We start from the raw sequence: 15,087 nt of genomic DNA, 5'->3' as shown, positions 1-15,087 counted from the left end.
CGCCTCCTCAGCGCTGCTGGAACATCGGTGGCCGGCGGTCCGTCAGGGGCGCGGCACGCTGGTAGGCATAGCCTGCCTGCAGTACGCGGGCATCGTCGAACTTGGCGCCCACCAGCTGCAGGCCGATGGGTAACCCCTCCGCACAGAAGCCACAGGGCACCGACAGGGCCGGCTGGCCCGTCATGTTGAAGGGATAGGTAAAGGGCGTCCAGGTGGGCCAGCGGGTGCTGGGCCAATCTTCCGGCACTTCCCGGTTGGTCTTGAATGCAGTAATCGGCAAGGTGGGCGTGAGCAGCAGGTCGTATTTCTGGTGAAAGCTCGCCATGCGCTCACAGAGCGCCGCCCGCTCGTTCATGGCACCGAGATAATCCAGCATGGACAGCTTCGCCGCCTTTTCCGCCACGTTCACCAGCTGCGGGTCCATCAATTCGCGCTTGCGTGCGCCCAGTTCGCGCATGGCGTTAGCCGCACCGCCGTAGAACAGATGGCCGAACGACCCCAACGGGTCGCTGAAGCTGGGATCCACCTCCACCACGGAAGCGCCCAGGCTGCTGAACACGCGGGCGGCCTCACGCAGACTCGCCTCCACCTCCCGGGTGACTTCCACGTGCCCCAGATTGGGACTGAAGGCAATCTTCATGCCCGCCACCCCGTCGCGCAGCTGCGCGAGGTAATCAACCTGGCGCCGCGGCACGGCATTGGCGTCCCGGTGGTCGGCTTCGCTCATGACGTTCATCAACAGGGCGCAGTCCTCCACCGTCCACGCCATGGGGCCTGCGTGCGCCAGGGTGCCAAAGGGACTCGCCGGCCAGTGGGGCACTTCGCCAAAAGACGGCTTGTGGCCGACAATGCCACAGAACGCCGCCGGAATGCGGATGGAGCCCCCCGCATCCGTGCCCAGGCCAATGGGCCCCATCCCGAGCGCTACTGCAGCCCCCGTGCCGCCGCTGGAGCCGCCCGCGGTTCGCTCCGGGTTCCACGGGTTATTGGTGGGACCGCAGAGCGGGCTGTCGGTCACCCCCTTCCAGCCGAACTCCGGCGTTGTCGTCTTGCCCAGGGGCACGTAGCCGTGACGTTCGAGTGCGGCAACACAGGGCGCGCTCTTGCCCAGCGTGCTGGCCGGATCAATGGTGCGAGAGCCCTTGAGCGTGGGCCACATCGGTGTGAGAAAGACATCCTTCACGGCAACCGGCACGCCATCCACAAGCCCCAGCGGCGCGCTATTCTGGTAGCGCTGCTCCGAAGCCCGCGCCCACTCGAGCGTGGTGTCCTCGTCGACCAGGCAGTAGGCGTTCACCTCTGAGTCCAGCGCCTGAATCTGCGCCAGCATGGCGCGCGTTACCTCAACCGGAGACAGGCTGCCATCACGGTAGCGCGACAGCAACTCCATGGCTGTCATGGCGACAATCTCGTTACTCATGCAACGCTCCCTCAACAATAACCCCGTGGGCGCGTGATGCCCTTGGCCTTGACCGTATGCCCGGGCTACAGCACTGTCAACCAGTGTCGGCCAAAAACACGTCCGATTTGGCGCTAGCTGACCCTACATTGCGCTGCCGCGCTGCCGGCAAGCCCAAAGCGCTATACCAGCGGCTACCGCATGCCACAAAAATGGAGAGCAACCGGCCCCTGGACCGGAAGCCTGGTTTACACTTTGCGCTTCACTGTAACCCGCAGCACAGAGGAAAGAGTTCATGAAACGACTGGCAGGAAAAACCGCGATCATCACGGGCGGCGCAAGAGGTATGGGAGAGGCGACTGCGCGCCTGTTCGTTGAGCACGGGGCGCAGGTAGTGATCGGCGATGTGCTCGAAGCCGAAGGCAGCGCGCTCGCGGATGAACTGGGGAAGAACGCGACATTTGTGCGTCTGGACGTGAGCAGCGAAGCCGATTGGAGCAACGCGGTGGCCGCCGCTGAAAAGCTCGGCACCCTGAACGTACTGGTCAACAATGCGGCCATCATGCGCATGACTGCCATTACCGACACCACAGTGGCCGATTTCATGCAGATTGTGCAGGTCAACCAGCTGGGTACCTTCCTGGGCATTCGGTCCGTCATTGCGCCCATGAAGGCGGCGGGCGGCGGATCAATCATCAATATCTCGTCGATTGATGGCCTGCATGCACAGGCCGGTGTGTCCGCTTACTCCTCCACAAAATGGGCCGTGCGGGGACTCACCAAAACAGCAGCGATTGAGCTCGGACAGTATGGGATTCGGGTAAACAGCGTCCACCCAGGGGGCATCTACACCGAGATGGGCGGCTCCGCTTTCATGACCGAGGAGCAGCTCAACGAGTCTGTTTACAAGGACTTCCCCATACCGCGTGTGGGCAGGCCCGAAGAGGTGGCCTACGTCACGCTGTTCCTGGCGACTGACGAGGCGACCTACAGCACCGGCGGTGAATTTATTGCCGATGGCGGCTGGTTTACCGGCATGCGCCGGCCCGGCATGCCCTGCTCCTGAGCTCAATCCCTGCCGCCTGGTTGGGCGGCAGGGATCCCCAATTGCGCTGAACAGCTGCGTTAATCTGCTTTTAATGTTTCCGACAGGTGTTTTTTAGACACTCTCTTTACTGTGTGCTCTGGTTAAACATGACCAGTAAAGGGAGCTTATGAAAAACATCAAATTCGGATTGATTGCGCTTTCCGTGGCGACAGCCGCACCCAGTGCCCTGGCCTTCCAACAGGGAGACATCGTCGTACGCGCCGGGCTTACCAACGTGAGCCCGGACGACTCCTCGTCCAACATCTTTGTTGGCAGTGACCTGGGCGTTGATCTGTCGGTCGGGGATGACACCCAGCTTGGCCTCAACATTGCCTACTTCGTGACTGACCGGCTGAACATCGAAGTACTGGCGGCCACACCGTTTACACACGACGTGGACTTTGGGGTCAGCGATCCGCTGGGCACCGGTGACCGCCTGGGCGAGGTTACCCACCTGCCCCCGACCATCACACTCAACTACTACTTCAATACCCCGTCGAGCGCGTTTCAGCCCTACGTCGGCGCTGGCATTAACTACACCGTGTTCTTTGACGAAGGCTTCACCTCTGCCAACGATGCCGCCGGCCTGAAGAATCTGTCACTGGATAACTCGTTTGGCTTCTCGGCACAGGTCGGTGTGGACTACATGGTCAACGAACAGTGGTTTATCAACGGCTCGGTGCGCTGGATCGATATCGATACCGAAGCCTCGTTCAACCTCAATGGCACCCCCGGAAGTGTCAATTCCATCGAGATAGACCCGATGGTGTACACCATTTCGCTCGGGTATCGCTTCTAAGAACAGCTTCCTCCAAACCAACCACAGGAGTTAACACATGAAATTCAACGCTATCGCAGGATTTTCCGCACTCGCTCTGGTATCCAGCCAGGCGCTGGCCAATGCCGTCGTCGTGAACCAGGGCCTGTCTGAGCAGGAGGTGCTGACGGCACAACAGGGCTGGTGCAACGCGCTTGTTCAAATCAGCGAAACGCATGAAGACGACGGCCAGGCTGCGGCCAAGGAGCTCGCCAAAGAGGTGATTGATGCCGCTTACGGCTATCAGATGGGCGCCGTGTTGTTCAAGCCCACGCTGACCGTGAAACCGCAAACCTTCCGCCCCACCAGTGAAGGAGCGCTGTCTTACTTTGTGGGCGGGGACCCGAACTTTCCCAGCGACTCAGGCTTTGCACTGAAAGGATGGACCCAGTGTGACGTTGATAACAATGCCGTGTTCATTGCGGGCGACAGCGCCTCGACCATCGGCAAAGTGCACTTCACCGGCCCTGACGGCACTGTCACCTCGGTGGATAAAACCTGGGGCTTCGTGAAAGATGATGCTGGAGACGTACGTATCGTGCTGCACCACTCGTCGCTTGAATACCAACCCTGACGCTCGGGGGCACAAACCGCCCCTGAACTGAATCACACTCTGTTACGCCAGCGCCCGGTCCAAGCCGGGCGCTCGTTTTAGGAACTCTCAGCGGTCGGGGCCCTCGCTCGCGGCAAGCCGGTATCCATTGCCCCGCAAGGTTTGTATGGTAATGGCAGACTCGCCTGCCAACTTTCGTCTCAACCGGCTGATGTACACATCGACGATGTTGGTTTGCGGATCGCTGTGCGTCTTCCACACACGGTTCAGAATGCGCTCCCTCGATAACACTTTTCCCTGATTCTCCGTCAGGTACAACAGCAACTCGAACTCGATCTTCGTCAGCGACATCTCGACGGCCCCCAGGCGCGCCACGCGTTCATCCAGGGCCAGCTCAAGTGCACCGAACACCAACCTGCTGTGGCTCTCTACCAGCTCGGGCACGCCTGCACGCCGGCGCAGGGCGGCAATGCGCGCCAGGAGCTCATCAAAATCAAACGGTTTGCACAGGTAATCGTCAGCGCCCTCCTGCAAACCCTTCACCCGCTCACTCACATCGTCCAGAGCGGTCAGCATCAACACCATCGGCGCGTTGGGCAGCGCCTTGATGGCGTTGATGATTGCCAGGCTGTCCTGCGAGCCGAACAAACGGTCGAGCACAACAATATGCGGGGACTGTTTACGGATAAAGGGAACCACCTCGTGCAGCTCCGTGAGCGTTGTGCAGTCATGCCCCTCTGCGCGCAGCCCGCGAGACAAAAAATGCAGCAGCGGCTCTTCATCATCTGCGAGTAGAATCTTCATGCCAGTCTCTCAGCGGGCAAGGTGCACGAAAAACACGAGCCCTGCCCTTGCACTGACTCAACCACTATCTGCCCCCCGTGCGCCTCTACAATAGCCTTGGCGATCGATAAGCCGAGGCCCAGGCCCTGATTGTGCTTGCTGAACCGTACAAAGCGTTCGAATATATTCTCAACTTCAGCCGCCGAAATACCCCCGCCCGAATCACTGACCGATACCGTCACCAGCCCGGCCGCATACCGGGCGCCCACCTCCACGGACTTGCCCGCCTCCGAATACTTGGTCGCGTTGTCCAGTAAAATGGAGACGACCTGCTGAATACGTGGTTTGTCGATCAGAACGGAAACGTTATCGACCTGCGGATCCACAGCCAATGTATAGGCACGATCAGAGTTCAGCTTTTGCCACTTGGCGATTTCAGTTTCCAGAAGGGGGGCGACCTCTACCGTTGTGAACTCCAGGTGGAGCTGACTCATTTCCGCCCGCGTCAACAACAGCAGGTCATCCACCAGGCGGCTCAGCTTGACGGATTGCTCGAGAATAGCGCGCAGGGTCTCCTTGAAATCGCTGTCAGAAGCGGACTGCAAGCGCAAGGTCACCTGCGCTTCGCCGCGGATAATGGTCAAGGGGGTGCGCAATTCGTGGGACACATCGGCAATGAACTGCCGCCGACGCGAGTCAATCTTGGTTAATTGCAGGTTCGCTTCGGTGAGCTCACTCGTCCTCTGCTTCACGTCGAATTCGAGTTTTTTCCTCGACTTCGCCTCGTTGTCCTCGTGCTCCTGCAAACGAATCGCCAGCTGGTTGATTGACGACGCCAGCGCCTGAAACTCGTCGTCCAGCGGCACCGCTATCGGATTGTCGTAATGTCCTGAGGCGATCGCGTTGGTCGCTCCCTGAATCAATACCAGCGGCTGATAAAGCTGATTGAACAACCAGTAACAACCGTAAATGATCAAGGGCAATGACAGGCCACCAAGACCAATGGTGAACCAGACGATAACAATATTCAGCGTATCAATTCTGGCATTGATGGCGGCCACCACGCGGCTCTGACGAGAAACAGCAGAGTTAATAGACTCCCTGAACTGATCATCGATCGTAACCTCAAGCAGGTTGCGCAACTTTTCCTGCTGGTTGAGGGGCAGGCTATTGTTGCTGACGACCACCGCTTCGAATTCACCGATAATCTGGTCAATCAACTGCACAAGCTCGTCAGTATCCTCAACACTACCCTGGGTGATATCGATGCCGAGCGCCTCGCGCTGCTCAAGCTCCAACTGCGTGATACGGTGCAGAGATTCCTCTATCGACATTTGTTTCTTGCGCACGAACGCCTGATTGGCGTTGCGACCAAAAATCACTTCATCGGTGAGCTGCTTGAACAGCCGGTAAGACGTACTCGACAGTTTTTCATGTTCAACGAGTAACGATTGGGCAATCGTGCTTTGCCGCAAGTTTTCCCGGGTAAGGTGCGCCGAGATCGCGGTGCTGACAAGTGCGACCAGCAGAATGAACGCGGTGGTGAAACCAAAGTAGAAGAGCTTGCGTTTATACATGAATCTGTACTCTATCGAGTTGAAAGTGAGATCACTCCAGAGCATGCGCCCGGCATCATTCTACCCTACTTCCACACCACTGAAATCGCGATACCGGACTCCCGCCACCCGATCGGAACCAAGAGATCGCGCTGCAAGTCCATTTCCGTTTAGCGGCGGCATGCGCCCGACGGCGGACGCCATGAATGCGGAGCGCTTCGAACTGAACTGAAGGAGCTTGGGAACGCAAAAATTGAAACTCTGGAAAATCCGGCGTGCTACGATGAGGCTGAGAAAGGCGAGGGCCGGCAGGACTGCAGCCGGCGCATTACATATCGTTACAATCAGCAAAAGGATAGTGATGTAGTCTCGCCGCTTTTGTCCAACCCGTTCCTGCCCGGAGGTATCCCAGGGTGCAAATTGAACACCGCGGCCAGCATCTCCTGATGAGTGAGAGCGGCTCTCTCGGAGAGCGCATCAAAGCTTTGCACGAGAAGCTTTTGGACAGGGTACCCGTGATTGATCGCATAGCCTGCGTTTTGCACGAGCCCGGCTCAGACATGCTGAAAACCTTCATTAACAGCACCCGGGTCGGGATACCGATCAATGGTTACGAATTCGCTCTGCAGAACAGTGAATCCCTCAGCCACCTTGCCAACAGCGGTGAATTCAGGGTCATCGATGATATACCCAGCGTAGTTAACCCCAATTCACCACATTCCAACTGGCTGCTGGAGCAGGGTTATCTCTCTTCCTTCACGCTGCCGATATACGATATGGGCAGCTTCATTGGCCTGCTGTTCTTCAATTCCATGCAGAGGGCGGCCTTCACGCCCAGCCGGCAGCGCGACATTCTCATGTACGCGAATCTGTTGACCATGGCCATTACCACCGAACGCGAGGCTGTGCGTTCAATTCTTAACTCAGCCAACGTGGCACGCGAGATTGCCAAACTCCGCGATTTCGAGACCGGCGCCCACTTGGAACGCATGGCACTCTACTCACGCCTGATCGCCAGACAGGTGAGGGAGTACTACGACCTGAATGATGAATGGATTGAGCACGTATTTCTGTTTGCCCCTCTGCATGACATCGGCAAGATTGGCATTCCGGATGTCATCCTGCTGAAGCCCGGTAGACTCACAGCCGATGAACGCAAAATGATGGAGACTCACGTCGACTTGGGCCTGGCGCTGGCTGAGCGCGTTCTGGAACGCATCGGCGTGCAGAATCTGCCGGACTCCTCGGTAATGACCAATATCATCAAGGGCCACCATGAATGTCTAGACGGGTCGGGCTATCCTCGGGGATTATCCGGTGACGCCATCCCGGTTGAGGCGAGAATCGTTGCTGTCGCCGACATCTTCGACGCATTGACGAGTCGTCGACCCTACAAGGAGCCCTGGCCTGTGGCCGACGCACTTGCAGAGCTTGACCGACTCACCGCCGAGGGCAAACTGGACCCCGCCTGTGTCGCTGCTCTGACCATGTGCGCCGACGAAGCCGAACGTATTCGTGATCAGTACCCGGATCAACTGTAAGCACACACGGGTATTCCCACATCAGGTTATCCGGGCTTTCTTGATCCCTGCCCCATTGCAGCTCCCGCTGCCTGAACTCATGCCATTGGAGTGTTTCAAAATGCAACGCGTAGTACTTTTGATATTGGTTTGCAGTTTCCCGGTCCTCTGGGGATGTGCAGCAACAGAACGTGCCAGCGATGAGAAGCTTGTTGAGTCAGGATTCCTCGAGGGGTATTACAGTCGTATGCGACCCGGCGACGATGGTGAAGGCCTGCACGTCTATCGAAACCTCAGGGCGCTGGATATCATCCGGAAAAGCGATGCGATTCTTCTTGAACCGGTGCAGCTGTGGTTGCCTGAGGACAGCGCTTTGACCGCTGCTCAAGCCCAGGCGATTGCAGGACGATTTTATGCAACGCTCAGTGCTGCGCTCGCCGAGGACTATCGCATAATTGATGCTCCAGAGCCGGGAGCACTTCGTTTTGAAGTGGCTCTCACTGCTGCGGAGGGAGCCGATGTTGCACGGGACGTCATCTCGAAAGCGGTGGCTCCAGCCCGTGTTCTCAGTACTGCCGCCAGCAAAATCACGGGGAAGCCAATGTTTCAGGGGTCCGCGGCTATTGAGGCGAAAATATCGGATGCCATGACCGGCGAGGTTATGGTGGCGTCGATGGATCGTCGAGTGGGTGGCAACGCTATTAATGCAGCAACACTCAAGACCTGGGGCGATGTGTACGAGATTATGGATTTCTGGACCGCGGCCATCCGCTATAAGCTCTGCTCAGCGCGCGGTGACGCTGTTTGCATTGAGCCTTGAGCCCATCCCGAAAACAATTCCGGCTCTTCTTCAGCCATCTGCGTTAATGCTACAACCCCCTGGAGACTTCTGATGATAATTCGTGCGTGGCTATTGGCTGTCCTTGTGTTCACAGCAACCGGATGCAGCGATAGCAACAACGTTGATCGAGATATTGATGCGACGACGACAAATCCTGACGCTGACCCCGACCAGCCAATGACCACGGTCGATGCGGCGTCTCTGCTGCTGAATTACGTCACCCAGAACGTGACAAGCATCCGTGTCACAAGCAGCGGCGAAGGTTTGGACACCTCCAGGATCCTTACCCGGGAGCAGGCCACGTCCTTCTCCGTGCCAACCGCGGCAACACAGGTGGAAATGGAGCTATTAACTGCCGAGGATACACAGATCGGCGTGATTATCTTTGAGCCTGCAGGCGAGGAAATGACGCTGACCTTGCCCGGAGATGGATTGTCTCCCGCCGCTGTGCTCGACCTTGATATTGTTATCAATGCAGATGTTTGGGATGACGAACCGCGTATTCTCGCAGGAGGGCTTGGCTTTTCAGGCATTATCGGCGTGCCGGGCTTCACCGGCACCGATGCTTACAGTGAGCAGGTTGTCCTGGAGGCCGGGGGAACCTGGAATACCCTCAAGGGGTGTGGTGACGTAACGCCAGCCGCGGGCATGTACACCTCTGCGCAGTCAATCTCTACCATTCTAGCGGCAGCCGGTCCGCCAGAGATACTTTACGGTGGTGGTATGCCCGTGGAGTTTTCCTGGCCGGTTCTCTACAGCACCGTCGAAGGTTCAGACTTTCTCATTACCTTCAATGACTACAGTCAGGCCTATGCAGAGGTAGCGGTGGCCACGCCGAACTATGACTACAATGAACGGGCGGTGGTTGTGCTCTTCGGCCAGCTTGGCAATCGCCTGCTGCTTGATGATCCGGACGTGCTTTACCCGGTCAGGATCGAAGTCGTCGATGATGGTACGCCAATGATGATGGTAGCGCCCGACGGCTCCCTGACCTCGGCGGTGGGGCTATATATAAATGCACCGGGTTCCCCCTATCACACCCCGGGTAACGGCCCGCGGCTGACAGCCGCAAAAGTCAACGTTATATCCCGGCTGGGCGACGAGGGTCCGCCCGGCTTCGATGCCAACTCGCCAAACGATGGGATTGCTCTCTACGGAGACGAAGCGGAGTACAGGCTAAGGGTGTTCACGACCGGTGGGTATACGCCGGACGGCGTAACGGGTCTAAAACCGAGTCAGTATGACAATTTTTTCCAAGTACAAGTAAAAACCGATAGCGGCGAGATCGTGCAGCTTGAAAATTCCGGCACTGAGTATGTTATCGATGGCAACGTGATCGAGGTGATAGGGCTTGCCGAATTGGGCCCCCCGGGGCAGGTGATCGACGGCAATGATTGCTATGCAGAAGACAGGGATAATCAAATCGATATCATTCTGAAGGGCGATGAGGCGACAATCAAAAAAATTGTAGGTGTCAGGGTGCCCTCTCAGCAGGCTGTCGGCGAACGCACAGACGACGGCTACTGGCAGTTTTACAACCCGGGTGGGCCCGGAAATAACCCCTTCCCCGGCACCACTTACAGTCAGGGCAGCCCGGATCATACGGTGCCGGTTACGATCGCTATCGATGATCCACAGATGGTGACATACATCGACCTTCGCTCTGCCGAGCAAGCCGCTTCCGTTACCGACTAGCATCTCTGTTGCGCGGCAGCCTGATGGGCAAACTGACCTCCAGCGCCGCGTCCATTCTCGCCCTGACAGGGGACAAGGCCATCGCCAGGCCGTGAGGTCCGTGCGCTCACGGAGCAGGTGAATCTGTACCAGGACACCCGCGTGTTTGGCTCAATAAGCGTAGCTGAAATCCACACCCAAACTGCGCGGCGCACCCCAGATCGCAGAAGGGACCGCGAACCCGGCGCCGCCGTTGAAGTGTGCTGTGTAGTACTCCTCGTCGCTGAGGTTCTTGCCCCAAAGGGCGACCTCCACCTCGCCCCGGGGCAGCGGGGATGACAAGGTCAGACGTGCATTCCACAATCCGTGAGCCTGAATGATATACGTGCCTGCATTCACCGTGCTGCTGGAAAACTGCGCTTCTTGCCACAAGTACTGACTCGCCAGCCGCACATGGCCGAGCGCAGTCTCAGCGAGCGTGTACTCCAGGCCCAAAGTCAAAAAATGCCTGGGCGCTCCGATAAACCGATAGCGATCAGCCACATTGGTCCCATCCGCAGCAGTGATGCGATCGAAGCCGGCATCCAGCCAGGCGTAGCGGATGTCATAGCGCAGGTTGTCACCCCATAGCCCGGAAAGATCAAGCTCGAGACCGTCAATGGTCGCGGAGCCTGCGTTGAGCACATCCGACAACAACACGTTATTCGGATCTGACTGCACATTGACCTGAATATCTTCGTAGTCAGACTGGAACAGTGCCACGTTGAGTCTCACGCGACGATCCAGCCAATCCGATTTCAGCCCCAATTCCCAGGATACCAGCGTTTCATCGTCAAACCCTTCGCTGAACCGTTGGGGGCTCGTAGCCCGCGCATTAAACCCTCCACTCTTGTAGCCCTCCACCACTTTCGCGTACAGATTGATAGTCTCATGGGTTTGCCAGCTCATCACAAAGGATGGGCTAAAATTATCGAACTCCTGTTCACCCGCGCTGGGCTGTGGATTAAAGGTGACGGTGCCAGTCGCCACGTTTTCCAGCGCGCGATTGAGTACCGCCCGCCGCTTGTCCTCGGACCAGCGGCCGCCCAGCGTCATTTCGAGGCGCCGATCCAGAACCGGAGGCGCCCATTTCACATGCCCGAAGACGGCCAATGCGGTATTTTCGATGTCACGCCCGAACACCAACCGCCGCAGGCCGGTGCCTGGCGTGTAGTTGCTCGCCATTCGCTCCGCCTGTTCCTTGAACCAGTAGATGCCGAAAATGTGCTCGAGACCCCACTCATCCGAGCCACCCAGAAACTGCAGTTCCTGGCTCCAATTGTCCTGGATCCCTGTCGCCTCGGTTTGCAGTAGTGGCAGGGGCCCGAACTCGCCGCTGTGAAAGTCCTGATTCTGATAGTCTACTAATTTACGATATCCGGTTATGGAGCGTACCTCAAAGACACCGCCGGGAGACCAGCTGACATGAACACTATGGCCCTCTGCATGCACCCGGTTGGCGCGCAAGTCAGCAACGTCGGGACTGCCGCTGGATGGGCGGTCAGCCGCAAGTGGGGCAAGAGGCACACGATCGATGAAGGCCGGCGTGTCCTCACTCTCCGCTGTGTCGTAGGCGTAGCGCAAGCGCCAGGATGGCACAGGTTCCCAATACAGATCTGCCCGCAAGGCCTCGCGATCGCGGCTGCCGAAGTGACTTTTCCCACTCCCTGCATTGCGTACAAAACCCTGCTGGGAGGAAACCAAATAGCCAACCCCCAGTGCCGCTGTATCACCCAATGGCAGGTTGAGCCCCGTCCGGCTGCGCAGCAGGTCGCGACTGCCAGTGCCGAGGTGCTGTCGGAAGGCCCACTCCCCCAACTCAGGCAGGCGGGTGACAAAATTGACCGCACCGCCCGTTGCGTTGCGCCCATAAAGCGTACCCTGAGGCCCTCTGAGTACCTCAACACGCTCAATGTCGAGCAGTTCCAGATTCAGTCCCTGACTGCGCGCCAGGTAAACGCCGTCGAGGTAAACGCCGACCGAGGGATCCTGGATAATCTGTTCGTCGGCGTTACCCACTCCCCGGAGAAAGACCAGCTGAGTGGACTGCGCATTCGGATGGGGCAAAAGCTGCAGGCCAGGCACCTGCAGACGAAGCGATTCCAGATCATCGAAGCCAATCGTCGCCAGCGCTGTCTCATCCAGGCTAACCAGGGAAATGGGCACTAATTGCAGAGGCTCGCTACGTTTCTGAGCGGTTACCCTTACCTCCTCCAGCTGCGGCTCGCCTCGCGCCTGGGCAGACACACCAACGCTGGCCGCCGCACAACACACACCGGCGAAAAAAAAGAGAGAACTGCGCATGAACAACATCCCGTAGGGCAATCACGGATTTTACCCAAAACCTGACTCCCATACGTTCGCCCGGCCACATCCGTTACAAAAAGTTACCCACCGGCATTCCCTCTACACGCGTCACACGGCGCCTTGTGCTTGGGCCCCAACTACACACCTGCCCGCGGACTGACTTGACCCAACCTTGAGCAAGGGAGCCTCCGACAAACCCGGGGCGCTTCACCATCCTCCAGCCCTGGCAGGATTGGAGCGATAAACAGGGCTGGTTTGGACGCTGGGGAGGCGTCCACGCCGCACCGTCTCTGGCGGAAATGCCAAGTAATTTGGCGCGTCTGACTAGTGCATCATTCCACGCCTTGAGCGATGCTCCTCACCATCTCGAGCGGCAAGCGAGACCGCAGTTCTGTGCGGCCAAATGGCCATGCCAACCGTGTATCGGGGATTGTAACTACGCCGGTCAAAGCCGTCTGTGTGTTAGTGTCCCAGGATGTGGTGCAAAAAGCCTTCCTCGGCTGGAATATTTTCTAGGGAAAAAACTTTATGAAAAAAGCTTCATGTAGCCTCAGTTTCGCGCTTGTCGCTGTACTTACCTCGGGTGCGGTGTCAGCTGCTATCCAGCAGCACAGCTTCGCTATTACGGGTGACAATGGTGAGAGTGGTACAGGCAGCTTTACATGGGATGATGAGACTGTTCCCGTCGGAAGCAGTGTCGGCTCAACTGGCGTTAGTGGAACGGGAGCTATCCTCTCACTTACTATGACCATCTCGGGTGGCAATGTTTTTGCAGACGGTTTTGTCCCTGGTAGCACTATCACATTCACGTTGGCAGATTGCTCTCTCGCTACCGCCGATCTGTCACCCGATTTTCAAGAACAACTGAATTTTGACTGTGAAAGTGAAGACGGCCTGAACTACATTTTTCCAGTCGGCTCTTCCATTGCCAATCTCAATGAAACAGCGACCACTCTGACGTTTACTCCCGGCACAACTTCCTCAGCTAACCCCGCTACTCCAGTTCCAACGCTGCCCTTCTACGGACTAATGGCCCTCGGTTCTCTTTTAGGGCTTCTGGGGCTGCGCAAACTCAAGGCGTAACTCCTTATTCGGCTCAATACCCCCTATCCAACGCTACGGGATTCTGTGGAGGAAGCGGGGCGTCAAAGCCTGACTCCATGGACAATGGGTGCCCATCAGGTGACATGCCCCCTGTTCCAGCCGACAAGAGCTGCTGGAGGATGCTGGCATCACGGGATGGATACCCTGTACCCACCTTACGCAGCCGCGCCGGTGATCTTGCGGCTCTGATTGGCATTAGCGGGTACTATAGGGAGCAACACACAGGGATCAGATCATCAAAGGGGCAATTCAATGTTTCGAATTGAGCGCTACTGGCATGTGATTTTGCCTGCATTTGATATATCTGCAGAGGTTTTGGCGCGAAAGGCCGGGTTGCCCGTCGGGATTTTCGCGGATGATCCCGTGTTGATTGATGTCACCGCATGGGCTTCACTCTGGGACGCGTTTGAGGCCGAAGTTAACCAGCCCGACCTCGCTTTACAGATAGGTAAAAATGTCACGCTGGATATGTTTGACCCAGCGCTGTTCGCGGCCATGTGCTCTGAAAACTTCGAGCAAGCTATGAGAAGGTTTCAACGCTATAAACCGCTGATGGGTCCCTGCCGCTTGATTATTGAGAGCGATGCCGGTTTCGCTGCCACCTGTCACGTCAACGGCTTGCAGATACCACCACGGCTGTGGGGTGTTGCAGAGCTCGTGGTGTGGGTAAGTCTGGCGCGTCACCTGACGCGCCGACCAATCATTCCAATGCGCGTTGAGGCACCCATTGACCTGGCGAGATCGACTGCCTTTTCGACCTACTTTGGAGTGCCTGTGACGCGCGGCCCGAATTACAGGGTTGTCTTTAATCATGAGGACGTGCAATGCCCCATTGTGACGACCGACGCAGCTATGTGGGAGTTCTTAGAGCCAGTTCTGGAAAAGCGACTTGCTGATTGCGGTGCGTCAGCGTCGATGAGGGAGCGTGTGCAGGCGGCGCTCGTTGAACTCCTCCCAAGCGGTCGAAGCGAACTTGCCGAGGTGGCGACGGCTTTAGGTGCCAGCGCTAGAACCGTCCAGCGCCATTTGAACGCAGAGGGGGTGACCTATCGTGAAGTTTTAGACGCCACCCGCGCTAAGCTCGCTAAGTATTACCTTGCTCATACACAAATGACGACTGCCGAAATCGCTTTCCTGATTGGCTATGACGATCCGAACTCGCTCTATCCAGCGTTTCGAGACTGGACGGGAACGACGCCGCAGGCTGCGCGAGATGATGCGCAATCCAAACGGTAGCGACCCAGTCCGCGAGCTGCCCACTACTCTCAAAGCTGATCAGGTCAAAAGTTTGCTGTGAATTGCAGCTTTACTGGCGCACCACAGCATATCAGTGCTCTCACGATCGCTTTCAAACGATCTCGGTGGAATGGCGACTGACACTGCCGTCCCTGATGAGGGCTTCTCCGT

General features: G+C 57.5%; 12 protein-coding genes. 8 read left to right on the top strand and 4 right to left on the bottom strand.

Annotation, left to right across the window (positions count from 1 at the left end; genetic code table 11):
* Positions 1-7: 7 nt before the first annotated feature.
* Complete coding sequence (locus tag EGJ68_RS08540; protein ID WP_123034168.1) at positions 8-1,420, bottom strand: amidase; 1,413 nt, start codon at positions 1,418-1,420, stop codon at positions 8-10.
* A gap of 274 nt (positions 1,421-1,694) precedes the next feature.
* On the opposite strand from EGJ68_RS08540, the gene EGJ68_RS08535 reads away from it, so the two are divergent.
* From EGJ68_RS08535 to EGJ68_RS08525, 3 genes are all read left to right on the top strand, one after another.
* Positions 1,695-2,465 (top strand): glucose 1-dehydrogenase, encoded by a 771-nt coding sequence (locus EGJ68_RS08535; RefSeq protein ID WP_123034167.1) that lies wholly within the window; start codon positions 1,695-1,697, stop codon positions 2,463-2,465.
* 148 nt (positions 2,466-2,613) lie between these two features.
* Entirely contained in the window at positions 2,614-3,285 is a 672-nt protein-coding gene (locus EGJ68_RS08530; RefSeq protein ID WP_123034166.1) for an OmpW/AlkL family protein, read from the top strand.
* A gap of 37 nt (positions 3,286-3,322) precedes the next feature.
* Positions 3,323-3,877: a hypothetical protein gene (locus tag EGJ68_RS08525; protein WP_123034165.1), complete on the top strand. Its 555-nt coding sequence runs from the start codon at positions 3,323-3,325 to the stop codon at positions 3,875-3,877.
* Positions 3,878-3,964: 87 nt separating this feature from the next.
* Here EGJ68_RS08525 and EGJ68_RS08520 read toward each other — a convergent pair whose 3' ends face one another.
* Both EGJ68_RS08520 and EGJ68_RS08515 read right to left on the bottom strand, forming a co-directional pair.
* The gene (locus tag EGJ68_RS08520; protein ID WP_123034164.1) at positions 3,965-4,660 is read right to left on the bottom strand and encodes a response regulator transcription factor; all 696 of its coding nucleotides are present in this window, start codon (positions 4,658-4,660) and stop codon (positions 3,965-3,967) included.
* Positions 4,657-6,216, bottom strand: coding sequence for a sensor histidine kinase (locus EGJ68_RS08515; RefSeq protein ID WP_123034163.1), 1,560 nt, complete (start codon positions 6,214-6,216; stop codon positions 4,657-4,659). Before EGJ68_RS08515 ends, EGJ68_RS08520 begins: the two co-directional genes overlap by 4 nt.
* A gap of 425 nt (positions 6,217-6,641) precedes the next feature.
* On the opposite strand from EGJ68_RS08515, the gene EGJ68_RS08510 reads away from it, so the two are divergent.
* The 3 genes from EGJ68_RS08510 to EGJ68_RS08500 all read left to right on the top strand — a co-directional run bounded on the left by EGJ68_RS08510 (position 6,642) and on the right by EGJ68_RS08500 (position 10,251).
* Positions 6,642-7,736, top strand: a complete 1,095-nt coding sequence (locus EGJ68_RS08510; RefSeq protein WP_123034814.1) for an HD-GYP domain-containing protein — start codon at positions 6,642-6,644, stop codon at positions 7,734-7,736.
* A gap of 100 nt (positions 7,737-7,836) precedes the next feature.
* Positions 7,837-8,535, top strand: a complete 699-nt coding sequence (locus EGJ68_RS08505; RefSeq protein ID WP_158283580.1) for a DUF3313 domain-containing protein — start codon at positions 7,837-7,839, stop codon at positions 8,533-8,535.
* 72 nt (positions 8,536-8,607) lie between these two features.
* Positions 8,608-10,251 carry a hypothetical protein gene (locus tag EGJ68_RS08500; protein ID WP_123034161.1) on the top strand — a complete coding sequence of 548 codons (1,644 nt, stop codon included), beginning with the start codon at positions 8,608-8,610 and terminating at the stop codon, positions 10,249-10,251.
* 150 nt (positions 10,252-10,401) lie between these two features.
* Here EGJ68_RS08500 and EGJ68_RS08495 read toward each other — a convergent pair whose 3' ends face one another.
* The gene (locus EGJ68_RS08495; RefSeq protein WP_158283579.1) at positions 10,402-12,573 is read right to left on the bottom strand and encodes a TonB-dependent receptor; all 2,172 of its coding nucleotides are present in this window, start codon (positions 12,571-12,573) and stop codon (positions 10,402-10,404) included.
* A gap of 531 nt (positions 12,574-13,104) precedes the next feature.
* On the opposite strand from EGJ68_RS08495, the gene EGJ68_RS18110 reads away from it, so the two are divergent.
* Both EGJ68_RS18110 and EGJ68_RS08490 read left to right on the top strand, forming a co-directional pair.
* Positions 13,105-13,659: a hypothetical protein gene (locus EGJ68_RS18110; RefSeq protein WP_158283578.1), complete on the top strand. Its 555-nt coding sequence runs from the start codon at positions 13,105-13,107 to the stop codon at positions 13,657-13,659.
* 273 nt (positions 13,660-13,932) lie between these two features.
* Positions 13,933-14,916, top strand: a complete 984-nt coding sequence (locus EGJ68_RS08490) for an AraC family transcriptional regulator (protein ID WP_123034159.1) — start codon at positions 13,933-13,935, stop codon at positions 14,914-14,916.
* Positions 14,917-15,087: the final 171 nt, after the last annotated feature.

It is taken from the genome of Haliea alexandrii, from assembly GCF_003719295.1.
In the GTDB taxonomy this organism is placed as follows: Bacteria; Pseudomonadota; Gammaproteobacteria; order Pseudomonadales; family Halieaceae; genus Haliea; species Haliea alexandrii.
This window is presented reverse-complemented; position numbering and strand designations above follow the sequence as displayed.

Excerpts from the sequence above, each read along its gene's own strand:
- EGJ68_RS18110 (WP_158283578.1), top strand. The coding sequence starts at position 13,105 with ATGAAAAAAGCTTCATGTAGCCTCAGTTTCGCGCTTGTCGCTGTACTT.
- EGJ68_RS08490 (WP_123034159.1), top strand. The coding sequence starts at position 13,933 with ATGTTTCGAATTGAGCGCTACTGGCATGTGATTTTGCCTGCATTTGAT.
- EGJ68_RS08530 (WP_123034166.1), top strand. The coding sequence starts at position 2,614 with ATGAAAAACATCAAATTCGGATTGATTGCGCTTTCCGTGGCGACAGCC.
- EGJ68_RS08505 (WP_158283580.1), top strand. The coding sequence starts at position 7,837 with ATGCAACGCGTAGTACTTTTGATATTGGTTTGCAGTTTCCCGGTCCTC.
- EGJ68_RS08515 (WP_123034163.1), bottom strand. The coding sequence starts at position 6,216 with ATGTATAAACGCAAGCTCTTCTACTTTGGTTTCACCACCGCGTTCATT.
- EGJ68_RS08540 (WP_123034168.1), bottom strand. The coding sequence starts at position 1,420 with ATGAGTAACGAGATTGTCGCCATGACAGCCATGGAGTTGCTGTCGCGC.
- EGJ68_RS08510 (WP_123034814.1), top strand. The coding sequence starts at position 6,642 with ATGAGTGAGAGCGGCTCTCTCGGAGAGCGCATCAAAGCTTTGCACGAG.
- EGJ68_RS08520 (WP_123034164.1), bottom strand. The coding sequence starts at position 4,660 with ATGAAGATTCTACTCGCAGATGATGAAGAGCCGCTGCTGCATTTTTTG.
- EGJ68_RS08525 (WP_123034165.1), top strand. The coding sequence starts at position 3,323 with ATGAAATTCAACGCTATCGCAGGATTTTCCGCACTCGCTCTGGTATCC.
- EGJ68_RS08495 (WP_158283579.1), bottom strand. The coding sequence starts at position 12,573 with ATGCGCAGTTCTCTCTTTTTTTTCGCCGGTGTGTGTTGTGCGGCGGCC.
- EGJ68_RS08500 (WP_123034161.1), top strand. The coding sequence starts at position 8,608 with ATGATAATTCGTGCGTGGCTATTGGCTGTCCTTGTGTTCACAGCAACC.
- EGJ68_RS08535 (WP_123034167.1), top strand. The coding sequence starts at position 1,695 with ATGAAACGACTGGCAGGAAAAACCGCGATCATCACGGGCGGCGCAAGA.